Origin of the sequence: Pedobacter sp. FW305-3-2-15-E-R2A2, assembly GCF_038446955.1 — a bacterium.
Taxonomy (GTDB): Bacteria; Bacteroidota; Bacteroidia; order Sphingobacteriales; family Sphingobacteriaceae; genus Pedobacter.
Genome location: NZ_CP151803.1, coordinates 4,152,161 through 4,170,700, shown reverse-complemented (window position 1 = coordinate 4,170,700; position 18,540 = coordinate 4,152,161). Strand labels below are relative to the sequence as shown.

Below are 18,540 nucleotides of genomic sequence, written 5' to 3'. Positions count from 1 at the left end.
TTCTTTGGTTTGTTTTTAGGGGTGGTGGTTAATTGTTGATCCGCTGTTGATCGTTGTTGATGCGGTATTGTGATCTGATTATTTTTTTTATCGGTGCCATACCTTTTGGCCTTGATTGAACCTGTTGTTCCAGTAGCAGGCATAAACCATGGATCGTTTGATTTTCATATATATCTGCCACGGAAACTGTTTTTTCCAGTGAGCCGGAAATTTCAGCACAGAGTCTAATGGCCGACATAGAGTCTCCGCCACAGGCAAAGAAATTATCATAAATGCCAATTTGCGCACCTGGTAGTATTTTTTTCCATATCTCCCAGACGGTTTGCTGTAATGGGTTTTCAGGAAGGTCATGGGACTTCATCCCAAATGAATGATTTGCTACAATGGTTCTGGCTTGTTTGAGGTCCAGTTTACCATTGTGGTTGATGCCCAGATCGGCCATCAGCAGGTGAGCGGGGACCATGTGCATCGGCAGTTTTCCGGCAAGATAGTTTTTCAGCTCGCCTTCACTAACCTCCACCGTATCGGTCCGGACCACGGCGATGAGGGTAGAATTGTTGTTGATCTGTTCAATGGAGACTACTGCCTGTTGAATATGCTCATGGTTGATGAGCACAGCTTCAATTTCGCTGAGTTCTATTCTATGGCCATGGTGTTTGACCTGTCTGTCTTTCCTGCCCACAAAAATGATATTGCCATTTCCATCTTTAAAGCCGATATCTCCGGTTTTATAGCGTTTTTTTTCGTTAGATATTCCGAAGCCACTGTTCTTTACCATTTCAGGATTCAGATAACCATTGGATAAACCTTTGCCCGAAATGACGATTTCTCCATGGAGAAAGTCTGGAAGAATCCGGTCATGCTTGTCCATGATCTGTACCTCAACGCCGTCGAGGGCCGTACCAATTGGAATAGATTGCTGTCCGGGCAGCAGTTTATCAACTTTAAAAAAAGTACTGAAGACCGTACATTCGGTTGGACCGTAACCATTGATGATTTCAAGTGGTCTGTGTGCAAGTAACTTTTCTACATATTTTGGCAATAAGGATTCACCGCCAACGATGAGCGTTTTTAGCGTATCAAAGACCTCAGGCTTTTGCTGTACGATTAAATGAAAGAGCCCTGTCGGCACAAACATAATATTCGGCTTATGGCTTTGAGCCAGCTCCAGGATTTCCGATGGAGTGGGGATATTGCTGGATGGAAGTACGAGTGTGCCGCCCTTTAGGAGCGCACTAAAAAAATCGTATACACTGCCATCGAATGCGAAACTGGACACATTCAGAAAAACTGTTGATTCAGTGGTGGCAACAACATTTTGGTTGCCGATAAGGTTCAGCACATTGTCCTGGCTAACCTCTATACCCTTTGGGGTACCGGTTGTGCCGGATGTATAAAATACATAGGCGGCATCTGCCGATCTGGATTCGGGATAGGTAAAACCGGCGTAATCGCTGAGTTTAGCCGATTCAAAAGAAGGTTCAGCGATGATGACCGGTACCGTATCCGTTAAAGCTTTCATTCGTGAATGACTTTTCTGATCTACGAGCAGGTAATCGATCTGTGAATCTTCGATCAGAAAACGGAGCCGGTCGTCGGGAAGATCTGCAGCTATCGGTACATAGGCGTTCGCCAGATTGATGCTGCTGAAGATGGCAACTATTTGCAGGTAAGACCGGTCTATACAGATGCCGATTCTACCTTTGGGCCTGATTGAAAATCTGGAGCCGATCCAGAAGCTGAACTGTTTGATCTGATGGGATAGCAGCTGATAGCTAACCGCATTGCCTTCGCTGATTATCGCACATTTGTTGGGATAAAGTTGTGCCTGGTGATGAAATAGGCTGGCAATCCCTTCCTGATCCCTAAGTTCGGCATCAATCTGATTTGAAAAGTTTTTTTCCGTCAGGCTTTCTATGTCGTTGATTCTGAGTTCAGGAGCGCTGATACCTTCCATAATAAGATCGGTATAACGGTTACTGAAAGCCTCCATAAAGGCTTGGCTATAGGCTGTTTTTTTGTATTTATAATTGAGCTGTAGTTTTTTATCGATCAGTTTTGCTTCGAGTGTCATCTCGAATAAGTCGCCCTGAGAAGGAAGGTTGATGTTTTTACAGAAAAAACCGGATTCATCCTGGTGGGCCATTCCTGCTTTTTCCATTCTTCCCTGGTCGAGATAACTGAATACCGTATTGAAATTTGGGGCATTGATACCGTTCTCGTCATTTCGGATGATATCCTGTATCTCTTCGAAGGGGAAAAACTGATTTCTTTTGATCAGGTTGATCTCCTGATCATTTTGTCTGATGTATCCGAGGATGTTTGTATCGTCATCAATTCTTGAGATCAGTGGAAGAATATTGGCAAAATATCCGATACTTTTCAAAAACATTCTTTCTCTTCCTAAAAAGGGAGTTCCTACTACAAAACTCTCCTGGCCGGTATACCTGTGCAGCAGGATATTAAAAAACGAAAAGAGTACATTATAGAGTGATGTATGATGATCGCCGGCAAATTTCTGAATGGCGGTGATGATGGGCTCTTCCAGTGTTTTGATCAGTATTCCTCCTTTTTTTTCTTCCTTATCAGGGAAAAACAGTGTTTTATGATCTCCGGGAATGCTTAAAAAAGGAGGGCAGTTGCGGGTATAATCCGTCCAGAAGCTTCTGGATTCGGAATATCCGGAAATCATCTCCTTTTGTTTATTGATATAGGATTCAAAAGAGTCGTCAGTTTCCATGGAAAGATCACCATTGCCGGAAAGGTATTTCCGGTAAGTGGCCAGGAGTTCTTTCAGCAGGATCCTTGCAGAGAAGAAATCAAAAATGATGTGATGTGAAACGATCAGGAAAGCAGGTTCCCCGCCGGGTACTTCTATATAATATGTCCTTACATTAAGCTTGTCGCCGGCCAGGTTAAAAGGCGTTGAGTAAGCATTGATCAGAAATTCCTTTAACTGATCCCCGGCTATTTGCAGGATTTCAGGCCCCTCAAAATGGCCATTGAAATGTTGCAAAGGATTGCCTTCCTGATCTTTGCTAAACGTGGTCAGGAGTGCCGGATACCTTTCAAAGGTGGCGCTTAGCGCGTCCAGAAACAGTTTTTTATTGACTGTTCCTTTCATTCGAAAGGCAAACCCGATATTAAAAGAGTCCGATAAAGGGTTGACCATATTATGTAACCACAATGATCTTTGTTGTACGGAAAGACTGATCTCTTTTTTCATATTATACAATTTTTAAATCTTCCAATAAAAATGTTCCGTTCATCGTTTCCGCTATTCCGTCTTCAAGCTTATACCTAAAGCTCATTTTGCCGTCAATGATGTTAATCTCAAATCGGATATTTCTTACTGCCAATGGATATTCTTCTGTTAGTTTGGACAGGGCCAGATCATGGGTAGCGATTACGCCAAAGCCATTTATTCTGATCAGTTTTTCAATAAGTTTTCTTGCACCGTTGTACTGGTCTGCCGAATTTGTTCCTTTCAGAATTTCGTCGAGGAGAAAAAATACATTTGGTGTGGCAGCATAGGTGTCCATCATTCCCTTTAGCTTTTTAAGCTCCGCATAAAAGAAGGACTCATTGTTTTGTAAGGAATCGTTGGTGCGTAAGCTCGTGTAGAGATTAGTTGGACTGAAAATAAAACGGGTAGCATTTACCGGGGCTCCGATCATCGACAGTACCATAGAAACACCCAGTGTGCGTAAAAAGGTGCTCTTTCCAGCCATGTTTGCCCCGGTGAGGATGTCTATCCGTGGCGTTCCGCTGATTTCGTAATCATTTGGAATCACCTTCTGTTCATCCATCAGGGGGTGTTTGATGCCTTTCGCCTTGATATAGAAAGGACTTGATGATATTTCCGCAAAATTGTAATCAGGATGGTTATGACTGTATATCGAAAGACTGATCAAGGCATCAAATTCGCCGATGATCTCCTGCCAGTAATTGAAAGAATTCGTATTTTTAACCTTCCATTGTTCCAGCGATAACACCAGGCGGATGTCGTATAAGAAAATCCCGTTCAGCACGATGGCCAGGATCGGGTTCATTCTGCTATCGAAAGAATCCGATATGCGTTTCAGCTTTTTGATTTCAGAAATTGCTGAGGAATCTGTATCCTCAAGCGCATGTTTTAAAAGCTTTAATTTTTTACTCTCAAAATTCTGAGACAGGATCAGTTCAACGATAGACAATATTCCATCTACATAATAAAGCCTTGGGCCAATCATCTTATGGATCTTATTCGTATGTCTGGCATGAAAAAGTGTAATTACAAACTGACACAGGGTAGTCAGGATAAAGGGCAGGGGATGAATAATGCCAATAAAAGTCGGTACCATCAGTAAGATACTGAGGAGGGGAAGGATGTTAATGAGGTATTTATAAAGCGGTGTGCTGATGAGGCGGTTCGGTGTCGCAATCCAGCTGAAGAAAGAAGCTTTATCGTTGATTTTTTTTGTGCTGGTTGAAATCTTTGAACAGAAATCCTGGCACCATTCAAACTGGTCCGATAGTTCCCGGATTGCTTCCTGATGTCCGGTGATCTCTTTCTTATCCAGAAAAGGCTTGCTGAGCCAGGAGGCCAGGGTATTCAGGCCGGATAAGGTGGAGGTTCTGTTCAGGACCTGGAAAATCGAGCCATTGCCAAATAGGTCAAGGTCTGTTGCATAAGGGTGATGCTGGCTCATCAGGTCTGATCCGTTATACAGATCGGCATATTTTTTTAAAGAAATGACCAGTTCCTTTTTATTCAACTCCAGCTTGTTTTTTAAGAACTGAATATGGAGTTGAACCTTATTGAGTACAATCGAAGCCCAGATGAACAAGAGCAGCATTGCTACTATGGCGGCATACAGCAGCATCGCCGGCAGGCTTTGATAATAGCATAACAAAGCGACGATCGCGATGATGCTGACTAATTTAGCAGTGCTGAGCAGATGATCTGTTTTCTGTTCGTTTTTGATTTTATCTTTGAGTTTATTTATGCGGTCTTCATAAAAAACGTCACTGCCCTGAATTATCATTTCTATCCTATTTAAATATTATTTTCCCTTAACGAAGACGGTTTTTTTCGCTGTTGACTTTTTTTAACAAAAGTATCTACTTAAAGCTTGCGGAGATTTTGTTTGGTACTATCGAATTTCAATTTGGTCGATTCTTTCAGTTTTGTAAAAGACCAGTCCTTTCTGTCGGCAGTGAGGATGGACCGGCATTGCCGAAAATTTTTGATACCAATATTTTTCAATTTAATCCTGCCGGATACCTATTTGGTCGAACTTAATTTTTTGTGAATGCCAATCGTCCAATATTTGGGTAAATCAACAAGCAAAATCATGAAAAATGTAAATGAAAAAGAGAGCCAGGAGCTTTCGTTATCCCTCGAATTCGAAAAAGTCTATTGCGATAATTCCAGTAACTGGAATTTCAGCGGCAAGGTTGACGATATTGTTTACACCGGAATAACCATGGCATCATCCGTTCTTCTCTAAAAAATGATTCAAAAGATGACACCCTTTGATTTTTATCTGGTTAGATGTCCTGACTTGCCATTAGGTGTACTAAACCGCTTAAATGACCACGATGCTGATGAGATCCTGAAAAAGATGAACTCAGTTTTCTCCTGTCCGGAAGTTCAGGAGGCGATTTTTTTTGCCAGCCCTGAATTCTATCACCGGTTGATGGAGCATCAAGGTAAAAGTGGTGTCATGCCGGAGAAGCTGCAGGTGAGTCTTTATAAGTACCTCGCCAGAATGTCCTCACGCTGTACACCCTTTGGAATGTTCTCGGGAGTTTTTCCGGGCCGCATTGTTGAAGGGTGTTTTACAGCGATGACGATCTCTAAAAAGAGAGTCGCACTGCACTATGATTTAGATTACCTTGCTGAACTGTCCAGTCAGATGCTGAAGCAGGACGACTTCAGGTCGGGAATTCTGTTCTCGACAAATCATACCCTTTATGATGGGGAAGGTGATTTCAGGTATTATGAAAGCCAGCCAGGATCAGGGACAGGTAGCACCGTCCTTACCTCGCTTAGACATACTACGATATTGAAAACAATTGCCCTTTTTGCAAAAAAGGGCAAAAGGTTTGAAGAACTGGTCCGGTTGCTGCTGGATCATGAGATCGACAAAAGTGCGGGGATTCAGTTTTTAGAAGAACTGGTTGCCCGTAAGTTTCTCGTCTCGGAGCTGGAGCCGAACTTTGATACCAAGGCCTATTTTTATCTGCTGAAAAGCAAACAAGAGAAATTTAGCGGCGACAAACGCTTCACTGATTTTTCCGGATTGGAGCAATTGCTGAGCAGTAATACCAGTTTGATCGAAAAAAGTAAGCAGCTGGATGTCCCGCATAGCAACTATTTCAGCTTAGATCAGGTGTATGAAGGACAAAATGTAATCAACCAAAAGATTATCGATTCCCTTGCCAGAGAAGTAAAGGAGATTGAGCCTTTTTTTTTCGAAAATGTTTCTCCCGACCTGCTGGCTTTTAAGCGGAAATTTGAATCCCTTTATCAGGGCGAACCAGTCAGGTTAACCACCGCGTTGGATAAAGATTACGGCATCGGTTATGGCGACGAAGAACACCTGTCGGACCTGAATATCCTGGGCCAGGTTTTTCAAGGCAAAAAGGCATCCAAAAGTACTTTGACTGGCCCTGTTGAAGAATTTATACTGAATAAGTACAACGAGATGCTAACCAGTGGCCGGGTGGAAATGGTGATAGAAGAGGCCGACCTGCTGGAATTGAAAGAAAAGCGTGCTGATAAGGGAATGAATTGTCCGGCTACATTTTATCTTCTGGGCAACCTGTTTGCCAGTAAGCTAAAGGAAAATATGAACCGGGATTTTGTCTTTAACCTCTCTGCGATTTCCGGGCCGAGCTGCCTGAACCTGATGTCGAGGTTTGCTGAGGCAGATAAAGACCTGCTGGGAAAACTCAGGGACTGTGCTGAATATGAAAATCAGTTTTATGAGGAGGCAGTGGTAGCAGAGCTGATCCACTCGCCAAAGTCTCAGATTGGCAATATTTTAAAGCGCCCTTCTATAAGGAATTATCAGATAGTGCTGCTCAATTCAAGTCCGTTATCAGGAGCAGTGCAGATACCGGTTGATGATATCTATCTATTTATGAATAAAGGTAAACTCTGTCTCTGGTCTAAAGCACTCGGGAAAGAAATTATTCCGAGGATGAGTACTGCACATAATTATACAGGGGACACCGTTATTTACAAGTTTTTGTGTGAGCTGCAGCATCAGGACCTTAATTTTTCCTTTAAATGGAACTGGGGTAATTTACGAAATGAGCAACATTTGCCCCGTGTTCGCTATAAACACCTGATTTTGTCGAGAGCGCAATGGATTTTTGACAACAGCATCGCGCAATCGTTGGAAGAAGTGCATACGCTTACAGATCGGGACCGTTTCAGGAACCTCTATAAGTTACCGCAAAAAGTCCTGTTATGCGAGGGCGACAATGAGCTGCTGATCGATTTTTACAGTCCAGTTTCGATTCCTATTCTCAAAAGCCGGTTAAAAGCCGGAAAGCTGAGGTTGTGTGAGTTTTTGTATGGATCTTATCCCTCGGTTTTAAAGGACCGTTTTGGCAACCAGCATGCAAATGAAGTCATCATTCCTTTTAAAGGGAGTCCTGGGAGCTTTGAGAAAGCTAAAAATCCATTTGTTGCCACTGAACAGGTCGTCCGGAAATTCCTCCCGGGAAGCGAATGGCTATCCATTAAGATTTATTGTAGCAGTTCGTCCGCTGATCTGCTGATTAACCGGCAAATCAACCAGCTTATCGCAGAAGCCAAAGCCCGGGGTTTACTGGAGAAATGGTTTTTTCTGCGTTTTTATGATCCCGATCATCACCTCAGGCTGCGGCTGCAGTTGCGGGAAGGAGTAGAACATGGATGGGCAGGCATCAATGATTTGATACAGGCTGCTTTTTCAGATCCGCTCCACAACGGAATGGTAAAAAGTCTGCAATACGATACCTATAACCGGGAGCTGGAAAGGTATGGGGCAAAGCAGATCGGTACTGTTGAAAACCTGTTTTACAGAGACAGTGAGCTGGTTACCCGTATCATTGAACGCGCTTTACCTCCGGAAGCGAGGATAGAGGGCGCTTGTTTTCTTGTCGACCAACTGTTGACTTATGCGGGCCTGGATATGTGTTCTAAAATGCGATGGGCCAGCAAAATGTTTGATTCCTTTTTCAGCGAATTTGCTACCGAGGAGAAGATCAAACATAAATTAAACCTGCTCTACAGGGAAAAAGGAAATATTGGTAAAGTCTTATCCCGAGCCGACTTTTACCTGCATCAGGAGGGTTTTAAACCGGAGCTGGAAAACAAGGAAAGGGCTTTCAATGAATGGCTGAGGTCTATTCGCCAGGTGCCAGATGGGGTCGCTGATGGGGAAATCCTGTTGGAGGAGCAGCTGGGCAACCTTAGCCACATGATGATCAACAGGCTTTTTGCACACCACCAACGCCGTTATGAACTGATCGTATATCATTTCATGATGAAGTATTACAAGACCCGCAGGGCGCATTCCGGGGAAAGCAACATACGGGTCGGGCGCATGGAATTATAGCTGAAGTCTGCGGAAGAGTTCATTCCTGTATAGGAGGCCAATCGGAACTTCGAACCGGTTTAAGGTCAGGATCACCTTCGAAGACTCCACACTTACTATTTTTTTGATATTGATGATATATGATTTTTGAACACGGATAAAACCTTCTTTCGGCAAGAGCTGTTCAAGGGATTTCAGCGTGGTCATGGTCACGATGCTTTTGTTAATGTTATGTATTTTTACATAGTCTTTCATTCCTTCAATATAGTTGATGTCATTGTATTTCAGGAAGATGGTCTTGTTTCCGTCCTTTACTTTCAGGTATTCGTCTTCCCCCATTGATTTGGTGTACCGGTAGGCAATTCCCTTCTGCGCGCGCTGTATTGCTTTCGCAAAGCGTTCCAGTGAATATGGCTTCACAATGTAATCCAGTACTTCCAACTCAAAACCTTCTACTGCAAATTGTGGGTGAGCGGTAATAAATATGGCGAAAGGAGGATTTTTCAGTATTTTTAAAAACTCGATGCCTGTCATATCGGGCATCTGAATATCGGAAATAATGAGGTCAACCTGTACGGTATCCAGGATATGAAAGGCCTCCAGGGGATTTTCAAAACTGCCTAAGAGCACCAATGACGGGATTTTTTTGATGTATGACTCGATCGTATTTCTTGCCAGAGGTTCATCATCGATGACTATACAGTTAATTTGCATTGGTTTTTCGTTTGTTGGGGATGTGTAATCTGAGGTAATTACTTAGTTTAACTGACAGGGTAACCTCATAGCACCCATCTTTGATCCCTTTACTTAGCTCATAATTGCCTTTGTAATTGATTTCAAGTCTTTTGAGCACATTTGTTATCCCAATGCCTCCATAATAATTATCCGGTTCTGATTTCTTTTGATCGGTCAGGACGCTATTGGCAATATGAAACAACAGTCTGTCCCTTTCGAGCTGAATGGAGATTTTGATCTCAGAATTTAAGCTGGATTTATCAGGGCCATGTTTAAACGCATTCTCGACAAAAGGGAAAAGTATAAGGGGAGCAATTCCGAGGTCATTTTCCGGTACATTGATGTTGATCAGCAGTTTAACTTTTTCGTTGTAGCGGATCTTTTCCAGCATCAGATAATTGTTGATGAACCTGATTTCCTTTTCTAAAGAGACTTCTTTTTCATCACTCTGGTACAGCGTGTATTTCATCAGGCTTGAAAGATGGAGAACCGTGTCGGCTGCGGCCTGATCACTCGCAATCACCATGGAATGAATGTTGTTCAGGGTATTGAAAAGAAAGTGGGGATTGATCTGTGATTTCAGGAAATCTATTTCCAGTTCAAGATTATCCCGTTGTAACTTTATGCCCCTGTTTTTTTCATTTAGGAGGGTTTGCATGAGTTTTAATCCCAATGGCAATGCTGTAAAATATACATAGTCCAGAACGTAAAAAGGAAGCTTATGCCAGCTGATAATGCCGACGAGCCCATTTTCGATCACTATTTTCACATAGATTTTTAACCTTTCATTTGGAGTACCAAAGTGATGCAGGTAGTAACACATCAGGTAAGTACCGATCGACCACCAGAAATAGGTTATAATTATCCAGAGCGCCAGAAACAGTGTACCGCGATCCAGAAGGAACCTGGGGATGATAAAGTAGGAGGTGATGTAGAATATGGTGACCACAGAAAACAGATCCTTAGAAACTAAAATCCAGGCATTTTCAGGGTCAAGTCTTCTATAGCTTAAATAATACAGAAGGCTGACTACAGTCCAGAAAATCAAATGATATATTATTCTTCTGCTATTTGTGTAATTTTCCTTAAGATAAAATTCGCCAAACATTTATTTTCATAGGATTAATTTAACCTGTTACAGGCAATAAAAAAAAAGCGTATTATACCGTAGCCCGCCAAAATACTAATTTTAGCAGATGTTTTTTTTAATAAGTTAAGCAATTAGTTTTAAGAGCGTTTTTGTTTGCAGCTTTTTCCGAGTTAATAATAAGAAAATTAATTGTTTTTCTTTGCTTTTTATTACATTTTTTTGCTGTTCTTTCCGCGCGCCATATTTGTTCAATAGTCTAAAGCAGCTATGGAATTTGTCCTGTTTTAAAACTGATCCCCAACCGATCCCTGGAGTTCAGGATCAGGTGATGCAAAATCCTGGATCAGCACTATGCTATTTTTTGATTTATTTTCCTGATGGCTATTGCGATGGTTAATAAATAGTTATATTCGAGTGTATTAACCTTGCTCTCGATGAAAATTCATGTATTATATACGCTCCTGACTTGCCATCATAACGCCTGGTCAATTCACCACATGACCCCGCTGAACAATAACCATAACATCTGATTAACCAACAAACTCAAAAACATGAAATTTTTTTCTGTCCTGTCATTGTGCCTGTTACTTTGCTTTTCAGCACTTGCACAAAAAGATGCCCCTGTTGCGGGACACGCTGCCTTGCTCATTGATCTGCTTAAAAAAGATTATCAAAGTGTGGATCCTGACATCCGAAAAAATGAAGTGATTAAAGACCGCTCATTGGTACTGGGGATTTTCAAAACCTATCTGGAGGATGATGCCCTGAAAAATGATACAACTGCCAGCAAAGCAATTAAAGCTGCTGATGAGAAGCTTATTCAATACAATCGTATAAAAAAGTTGGTTGAAACAGCTACCGCGGTCGGAGTTTCCAGTAACGATAAAGGTCGTTATGGTACCCTGGATAATTATGTCGACAATCTGGAATCATGTAGGCTGGAATATGACACTTCTAAATCTGTGGCTGATGATTTAGAGTTACAGGCGGTTGGTCTGGCATACAGTGCAAGGAATAACACATTTCTATACGATATGGTGGAGCTCTACCGCACAAAATATCAGTCATTACGCCTCGGTTTTGCTGATCGGTCTTCAGGAGTAAATTACAACACCTCCCTCCAAAAAGCGATACCCTTTCTTGGCGGGAATATGAGCTATGAGATTATCAATGGGCTGGGGGAGTTCCTGGCCAAACGGATCAAAGAAGAACTTGTGGCTTATGCAATGACTAACGTGAAAAAATATCTGGAGAACCACAAGGATAAAATCCCCCTGGAAGAACTCCATATCTTACTTCCCAAAACGGTCGCTTATCTGAAGAGTTTCAAACCAGAACAGCTTGGTACTTTCCAAATCGATCTAAAGGGCTATATCCAAAATGATTTAAATAGTATTTTAGACAATGCCTATCAGCTTAGAAATTCGAGCCGGGTTTCCAGTCTTTTACAACGCTATCCGGACCTGGATTTTGCGTTTGAAGCCATGCTTATTATTCCAAACCTGTCAAAGGTTAAATATCCGGTAGACTATTTTACCATCCTGAGCAATAGTAAAAATATCAGCCAATGGAAATTGTCTGATAATTATACGCGGAAGAATATGGCTAATCTGCTTTCCATGTCGGAGATGTTCGCCAGGAGTCTAACCTTGATTGAAAATGGAGAACCCAAGTTTGCCGGCCTCGATTTTTGGAATAGTTATGCCTCAGAAGTTAATTTTTATCAATTGTATGCTGGGTTTCTTCACCAGCAGAACTTGAAGTATTACAAAATTGAATTTGCGCGGGAGGGGCATAAAGACGTTATCTCGTTATGTGGTTTGCTTGAAAAGGTCGTGACTAGCAAGAAGCTGACATATAAGGCTAAATTTGAATCACTTATCATCAATATGACAAAAAATGCCGAGCATGTCTACAATACCGCAGTGGCGATCAAAAAAGCGAATAAGGCTGGTGAGCATGTAGGCGCCGATACCGTATATAATTTTGTAAAAGGTGTAATTGATTTCTCTAAGCAAATTATATCCAGTCAGCAATCGTTACTGGCAGATATTTCAGATGACTCTACTGAGAAATATGAGCCTACTGACCAGCTTGCCAGATATTTTAAGGTAGCAAACGTTGCAAACGAGGTGGTGTTTGCCTTGCGGAAAAAAAATTATGCTAACGGCATTGAACAAATGCTTTCTTTAGTAGATACCTTAGTACCGGTAAGATTCACACAAGAAATTCCTGAGTTAGTGGCACTGGTCAATCTTAGTCCTAAAATGGAATTTGCGAGTTGGGCAGATGCCTATAAAATGCTGAAGATTGCAAAATCAGACAATCTAGACCCAAAAATCTTTGATAAAGTTTATATCGAATTCGGCAAAGTTGAGCATTGGCTTTCTACACATTCGGACCAGGTTCCAACGGGTTATCGAGGTAAAATAAAGAACTTCAGAGAAGTTTTAAATGCATACCGGTATGGAAACGCAAAACCTGATAATTTAGTGGCGGATGTAAAGCAGATGAAAGACATGCTTGATGATCCTAAATTTCAGCTCTTAGTCGTTTCCAGTTATACTCAAATACCGCTCCGGAAAGTAATGGAGCAGCTCAATACGAGTATGAAAAAATTAAAAGGTACTGCCAATGGCAGCGAATTTCGTCCTTTCCCTGATGATGTTGCTGATCAAATGACGGCTAACATAGAAGCGTATGCAGTAGAATATTACAATGTATTTATTGCAGGGATTTCCACTGATACGGCGCCCCTTAAAAGACGAGCTGAAATAATGAAGGCAGATGCAATTAGTTACACTGATAAATTGCTGGGCCAGATCAGTCCGGGACTTGATCCGCAAATCATCTCCATCATTCATTTGGTAAACGGCATGGCGCAGGCCAAAGATTCAGAGGATGTACAAAAGGCTATAGAAGCTTTTGCATTACCGGTGGGAAGTTATTCTGTGAAACGTCAGTCCGCATTCAATGTTTCTATAAACAGTTATTCGGGTATATTATTGGGCGCAGATTTTGCTCAAGTTGACGGTAAAACAAGGACCGCATTTAGTACAGGATTTACCGCCCCATTGGGGCTTAGTGTTTCTTTTGGTAATTTCTTCTCATGGAAGGGGAGTGCTTTTGGCTTATATATTCCGCTTATTGACGTAGGTGCGGTTACACGGCTAAGGTTTGATAGCAAAGATAATGCGGACGTTCTTCCAGAGCTAAGTTTCAAAAACATTTTCTCTCCAGGTTTATATTTTACGCTGGGTATTCCCGGATCTCCATTTTCTTTAAACCTCGGTGGACAGTACGGACCGGAATTTAAACAGGTTGGAGGGACTGCTAACTTCTCTTCCTTTAGGGCCGGGCTAGGTTTAACGATTGATATTCCGTTGTTTAACCTTTATACCAGACCAACATCAAAATGAATAAACCGCTGATATTATTTGTTTTTATGCTGCTTGGCTGTAACTTAAAAATAACGGCTCAAACAGATAGTTCCAGGGTTCGGACTGAAATGATAGAAAGAGCATTTGAAAAATACAAAAACTACCAAACTGATAAGAGAAGTACCAGAAAGATGACTGCAGATAGAGTCCGATCCAGCGATCAAAAGACTGTGATTGGTTCAGATTATGAGTCTGCTGAAGCAGTTGGTCTGGTGAAGGCAGCAATAACAGCAATAATAGTAGACCCGTTTGAAGGGCTGCCCGCTAAACGCAGGGTGCTGGTTGGCGCAACTCAATATGATAGTCGTATTGAGGCTCGAAATGTTGATCCTAAAACGGCATTCGGGAAGACTGCACTCATCAATTCAGTTTCGGTAGGAATAGTAATTGACAAAGATAAATTGCATCAAATTTCCAGGGATGAATATCAATTGGACTTTAGCAGTACTTTGGGCACAACTTATAACCTTTGTCAGAGTGAGCCATTTATTAACCAGCCCGTGCTGGGCTCAGGAACAGCTTTTGTTGTGGGCAAGGATAGGCTGATTACTGCCGGACATGTTTTTCAGGGTGATCTGAGCAGATATGCCATTGTTTTCGGGTTTGAACTGACAAATGCTTCAGGAGGTATACAGGCAATCATCTCAGCTGATAGCGTATATTTTCCTAAAAAGATTACCCGTAAGTCAGAAGAGTTGGATCTAAAGGAATTCACCGTTGACCGGGAACTGAAGCAATTGCCTTTGAAACTCGGATTGACCGATCCGGTAAAAAAAGGAAACGGGGTGTATATGATTGGTCATCCTTATGGATTGCCCAAAAAAGTAGCTGCAAATGCAGGTGTAGAAAAAGATGAGGAGCGGGATATATTTTATACCTCACTGGATGCTTTTCAGGGAAATTCCGGATCGCCGGTTTTTGATGTTGTTACCCACCGTGTAATTGGTGTTCTTGTCGGCGGGCAGGTAGATTTCCAATGGCAAGGAAACTGTAACATTTCTACACTCTGTAAAATGCCCTATTGTCAGGGAGAAAAGGCAGTTCGTATTTCTTCCGTCGCTGATTGGTTTCCCTAATTGCATGTATCCACCTAAAATAAAACTCATATGAAACTCTCTATTGCTTTAATTGTCTGCGGTTTGATGTTGTGTAGTGGAAGATTAATGGCACAAACGAAAATCCACAAAAAGTGTGGTCCGGAAGTCTATCTGAATTCACGCAGCATGGTTCAAACTGAACTGTTGAATACCTATCCTTATACTGCAATTGTCCATGTATATATGCGTGGATGGGGTACGGCGACCTTTATTAACGATAGCACATTGATCACCGCGAGGCATGTTGCGGATAAATGGTGGCTGCGAAAAATGAGCATTTATAAAAATATTTTTAAATCAGGTAAAGTGGAAACGCTTGAAGCCCAACTTAAGGCAGATGACTTCAAGGTAGAAAATGTAGCATCCGATAATTGCCATTTTATCAGTAGTGATATTTCTTTTATTGTGCTCAGTGAAACTGGAAAGGCAAAAGTGAAAGGATTGTATACCGGTCACCTCGAAATCGTAAACTACAAGAAACTAAATCTCAAGCCAGACCAGGAGGTTATATTAACGGGCTATCCGGTAGATTTGGCCGAAACCGGGATTAATGGTACAGATATTCTGTCGGATAAAAAGACGAAAGTAAGCGATTTAATTTTTCATGACAAATGCGATATGGTGGGTTACAAGTTATTTACCTGTAGTGGTGATAGTGGTGCTCCACTATGGCTGAAGGATGGTGAAAAATACTATGTCATAGGAATACATCACGGCGGTCCTGAAAATGTAGCAGAATTCAATAGAGAAGAACGAAACAGTGCCGCGCTGATTAAATAAATACTCCTTTATAGTCAGGGTCTTGTACCCGAGGTTTTTTCACTCTTTTGGGGGATTGTTTAGGTAGGATCTAATTTTGAACTTTAGGTATTCTTTAACAGGGTTTAACCATAAAACGCTCTAAATATGTCTCGTCAAAAAATCCTCGAAACCGCTGAATCACAGAATGGTATTAAAGAGTCTCCTGCAGGCTCTAACAAAACAAAATATGGCGCCTGGTATGGTCTTAACGGAGTAAAATGGTGCGCAATTTTTGTGAGCTGGGTTTATAATGAAGCTGGTCATCCATTGGGAAAAATCGATACGCTTAAAGGATATCAGAGTTGTGCTTCCGGTTATAATTTCTGGAAAAAGAAGAACATGCTGACTTCAAGTCCACAGCCTGGAGATATTGTGCTTTATGACTGGAATGGAGATGGAACATGCGATCATACAGGTATATTCATAGCCTGGATCAATGAAGGTGTCTCCTTCTTTGCCTGGGAAGGAAATACGGCGGTGGGCAACAATAGTGATGGGGGACAGGTGATGCGTAGAGAACGTAAAAAATCTACTGTAAAAGCTTTTGTCAACCCAGGGGTAATAGATACTGTACTGACCCCCGTTAATGGGGTATTGAAAAAGGGTGATATTGGTGCTTCAGTTACGGCTTTACAGAAAAAATTATATGACCTGGGTTATGTCTTAGTGGTGGATGGCGACTTCGGAAAGGAGACGGATAAGGTAGTTAAGCAGTTTCAACAGGATAAAGGATTGGAGAGCGATGGAGAAGTAACCAGCTCTTTAATGAGTCTGCTGGATGAAGAACTTGCCAGTCATAAGGTGAATAGCAGCAAAATAACTACGGGCTCATTTATCAAAAAAGGAGACGTAGGTTCGGTGGTGATTGCATTGCAAAACGCGCTCAATAAGAAGAACGTTGCTTTTCCTGTCACTGTTGATGGGGTATTTGGGGCGGAAACATTTAAAAGCCTGAAAAATTTTCAACAAAGCCAGAACTTAAAGGTAGATGGCATAGCGGGACCAGAAACGCTAAAAGCATTGGGAATTAGCAAAATGTAAGGAGCACATTTCTTATTACTCTAACCAGCCTTTTAATATCTCAACTTTTTCCTGTTCGCTTTTACGAGTCGTTCCAGGAGCGCTACTTTTTCTTCGTAGAGCTCCACTATTTACCATTAATTTATTGATGCGGTGCTTTGGAGATAAATAACGGATTGGGTATTGTCAATCAGATACATCACTTCAATCAGTTTTTCGATATATTCTTTGATGATGACCATCTCAGCTCCATCTTCCAATACTTCATCAATGGTTTGAGTACGGTAAGCATATTCCACAATCCGACTGAACATTAAGCGCCAGCCGTTGAGTGATCTCGAACCGAAGAAGTCTTTAAAGAAACAATTGGTATTTCTGATTTCCTCATGGGAGAGGTTCCTGAAATGGGAATTGATAAGGGTATGGTAGTACTTAGAAAGATCTATGGTACAGGGAGTACAGACGGTAAGGTTCGCTGCAATAGAGAATTTCTTACCTCTTCTAAAGAATATATGTGCAACTTCTAAGCATTGAAGCAGGCGTCTGTAGTTGTAATAATAATCTTCCGGATTTCCATGTTTTTTGGAAGAGCATGCGGAGCGGATGAGGTTGAGGATTTCGGTTCTGAAGGTTTCAATATCCATGGCGCACCTGCAGAAATATTCCAGGAATAGATGAGGGTTGGAAATTTGTTCTTTGGTTAATTGGTTGTAACAGAGGTTGTCTTTACTGCTCATGTTTAATAAATTAAACAAGCCTTACGGAATTGGAGTTAAAGCCCGTAGAAGGGGCTGGTTCACTTGCTTTCTATATTTGCAACCGAAGGCACTGGTAAGCCCACCTCAGCTTCAAAATGAATTGAAGCATCAGCTTTGCCATTTCTTTCGAAACGGTTATCATACAAAAATATAAGCAAGCACCAGCCCCACCTAAGAGGCTTTTGGACTACGAATGTAGGGATTTGGCGCCATACTTACTCTCACATGATAAATTACCAGTTTGTCAGTTGCGAGGCTAGTTGGGTTAAATAATTAAAATTTGTTGTTTATATCATATCTTCAAATTGATCTATGTCGAATATATGTATAATGTATCTTTATTGTTTATATATTTAACTATTTATTTTAACATCGTTGTTGGTGGTAAATGAGGGGGGTATTGCTATTTGCTTTATTCTTATTTAGGTGTATTTTTAATGTCTTTATGAGGAGTTAAACATGGAAATATATTCGAGCAAGAAAAAGTCTTTTCTACTGTTAATCGGGGCAACGTTTTTTGTAATTATGGGGATTTTGATGGTGATGAAAGTGGGAAATGACAGCGCATACCGCGTACAAAGTCCAGCCTTTATAAAAGGCGTAGGAATTGCCTCAATTCTGTTTTTCGGATTGGGCATCTATGTTTCCATCAGACAGTTGATCAAAAATCATTTGATGCTTATCGTTGATGAAAAAGGATTACACCTCAACCCGAATAAATCTTCATCAGTGCAGATCGCATGGGATGATATCCAGGGATTCTCAGAAATTAAAATTCACCGCACAAAACTGGTAATTATTGATTTACACCTTTCAGGAAATTGGATTGAAAAGGAGCAAAATAAAATGCGGAAGCAGCTGATGAGGTTTAATGTAAATAATTACGGATCGCCCTTTAGCCTTTCCGCACAATTTATGCAGATCAATCACGATGAGCTGATGAAAATACTGACCGAAAATTTGGATAAATATCAATAAAATACTTCCAGGTAGCTTGAAACAAGGATTGTAACTGTCAGATTT

General features: G+C 41.4%; 11 protein-coding genes. 6 read left to right on the top strand and 5 right to left on the bottom strand.

The genetic code is table 11. The features are described 5' to 3' along the window. Positions 1-28: 28 nt before the first annotated feature. Together AAFF35_RS16630 and AAFF35_RS16625 are read right to left on the bottom strand one after the other, a co-directional pair. Complete coding sequence (locus tag AAFF35_RS16630; RefSeq protein WP_342327652.1) at positions 29-3,226, bottom strand: amino acid adenylation domain-containing protein; 3,198 nt, start codon at positions 3,224-3,226, stop codon at positions 29-31. A gap of 1 nt (position 3,227) precedes the next feature. Then, the gene (locus tag AAFF35_RS16625) at positions 3,228-5,027 is read right to left on the bottom strand and encodes a hypothetical protein (RefSeq protein ID WP_342327651.1); all 1,800 of its coding nucleotides are present in this window, start codon (positions 5,025-5,027) and stop codon (positions 3,228-3,230) included. Positions 5,028-5,495: 468 nt separating this feature from the next. Here AAFF35_RS16625 and AAFF35_RS16620 point away from each other — a divergent pair, with 468 nt between their 5' ends. Continuing rightward, positions 5,496-8,597 (top strand): lantibiotic dehydratase, encoded by a 3,102-nt coding sequence (locus AAFF35_RS16620; protein ID WP_342327650.1) that lies wholly within the window; start codon positions 5,496-5,498, stop codon positions 8,595-8,597. Here AAFF35_RS16620 and AAFF35_RS16615 read toward each other — a convergent pair. Beyond that, a complete protein-coding gene (locus AAFF35_RS16615; RefSeq protein ID WP_342327649.1) occupies positions 8,592-9,290 on the bottom strand; it encodes a LytTR family DNA-binding domain-containing protein in 699 nt (232 codons plus the stop codon). The two genes, AAFF35_RS16620 and AAFF35_RS16615, sit on opposite strands and share 6 nt — an antisense overlap. Further along, the gene (locus tag AAFF35_RS16610) at positions 9,280-10,359 is read right to left on the bottom strand and encodes a sensor histidine kinase (RefSeq protein WP_342327648.1); all 1,080 of its coding nucleotides are present in this window, start codon (positions 10,357-10,359) and stop codon (positions 9,280-9,282) included. The genes AAFF35_RS16615 and AAFF35_RS16610 overlap by 11 nt, the downstream gene beginning before the upstream one ends. 593 nt (positions 10,360-10,952) lie before the next feature. Here AAFF35_RS16610 and AAFF35_RS16605 point away from each other — a divergent pair. From AAFF35_RS16605 to AAFF35_RS16590, 4 genes are all read left to right on the top strand, one after another. Then, a complete protein-coding gene (locus AAFF35_RS16605) occupies positions 10,953-13,820 on the top strand; it encodes a hypothetical protein (RefSeq protein WP_342327647.1) in 2,868 nt (955 codons plus the stop codon). Then, complete coding sequence (locus AAFF35_RS16600) at positions 13,817-14,917, top strand: serine protease (protein ID WP_342327646.1); 1,101 nt, start codon at positions 13,817-13,819, stop codon at positions 14,915-14,917. The genes AAFF35_RS16605 and AAFF35_RS16600 overlap by 4 nt, the downstream gene beginning before the upstream one ends. A 30-nt stretch (positions 14,918-14,947) precedes the next feature. Further along, on the top strand, positions 14,948-15,718 hold the full coding sequence (locus AAFF35_RS16595; RefSeq protein ID WP_342327645.1) for a trypsin-like serine protease: 771 nt from the start codon (positions 14,948-14,950) through the stop codon (positions 15,716-15,718). Positions 15,719-15,844: 126 nt separating this feature from the next. Further along, entirely contained in the window at positions 15,845-16,780 is a 936-nt protein-coding gene (locus tag AAFF35_RS16590; RefSeq protein WP_342327644.1) for a peptidoglycan-binding protein, read from the top strand. 116 nt (positions 16,781-16,896) lie between these two features. Here the strand turns inward: AAFF35_RS16590 and AAFF35_RS16585 are convergent, their stop codons facing one another. Further along, positions 16,897-17,496, bottom strand: coding sequence for a hypothetical protein (locus tag AAFF35_RS16585; RefSeq protein ID WP_342327643.1), 600 nt, complete (start codon positions 17,494-17,496; stop codon positions 16,897-16,899). 480 nt (positions 17,497-17,976) lie between these two features. Between AAFF35_RS16585 and AAFF35_RS16580 the strand changes: the two genes are divergently transcribed. Next, the gene (locus tag AAFF35_RS16580; RefSeq protein WP_342327642.1) at positions 17,977-18,495 is read left to right on the top strand and encodes an STM3941 family protein; all 519 of its coding nucleotides are present in this window, start codon (positions 17,977-17,979) and stop codon (positions 18,493-18,495) included. Positions 18,496-18,540 lie beyond the last annotated feature (45 nt).

Excerpts from the sequence above, each read along its gene's own strand:
- AAFF35_RS16605 (WP_342327647.1), top strand. The coding sequence starts at position 10,953 with ATGAAATTTTTTTCTGTCCTGTCATTGTGCCTGTTACTTTGCTTTTCA.
- AAFF35_RS16580 (WP_342327642.1), top strand. The coding sequence starts at position 17,977 with ATGGAAATATATTCGAGCAAGAAAAAGTCTTTTCTACTGTTAATCGGG.
- AAFF35_RS16590 (WP_342327644.1), top strand. The coding sequence starts at position 15,845 with ATGTCTCGTCAAAAAATCCTCGAAACCGCTGAATCACAGAATGGTATT.
- AAFF35_RS16625 (WP_342327651.1), bottom strand. The coding sequence starts at position 5,027 with ATGATAATTCAGGGCAGTGACGTTTTTTATGAAGACCGCATAAATAAA.
- AAFF35_RS16615 (WP_342327649.1), bottom strand. The coding sequence starts at position 9,290 with ATGCAAATTAACTGTATAGTCATCGATGATGAACCTCTGGCAAGAAAT.
- AAFF35_RS16630 (WP_342327652.1), bottom strand. The coding sequence starts at position 3,226 with ATGAAAAAAGAGATCAGTCTTTCCGTACAACAAAGATCATTGTGGTTA.
- AAFF35_RS16600 (WP_342327646.1), top strand. The coding sequence starts at position 13,817 with ATGAATAAACCGCTGATATTATTTGTTTTTATGCTGCTTGGCTGTAAC.
- AAFF35_RS16595 (WP_342327645.1), top strand. The coding sequence starts at position 14,948 with ATGAAACTCTCTATTGCTTTAATTGTCTGCGGTTTGATGTTGTGTAGT.
- AAFF35_RS16620 (WP_342327650.1), top strand. The coding sequence starts at position 5,496 with ATGATTCAAAAGATGACACCCTTTGATTTTTATCTGGTTAGATGTCCT.
- AAFF35_RS16585 (WP_342327643.1), bottom strand. The coding sequence starts at position 17,496 with ATGAGCAGTAAAGACAACCTCTGTTACAACCAATTAACCAAAGAACAA.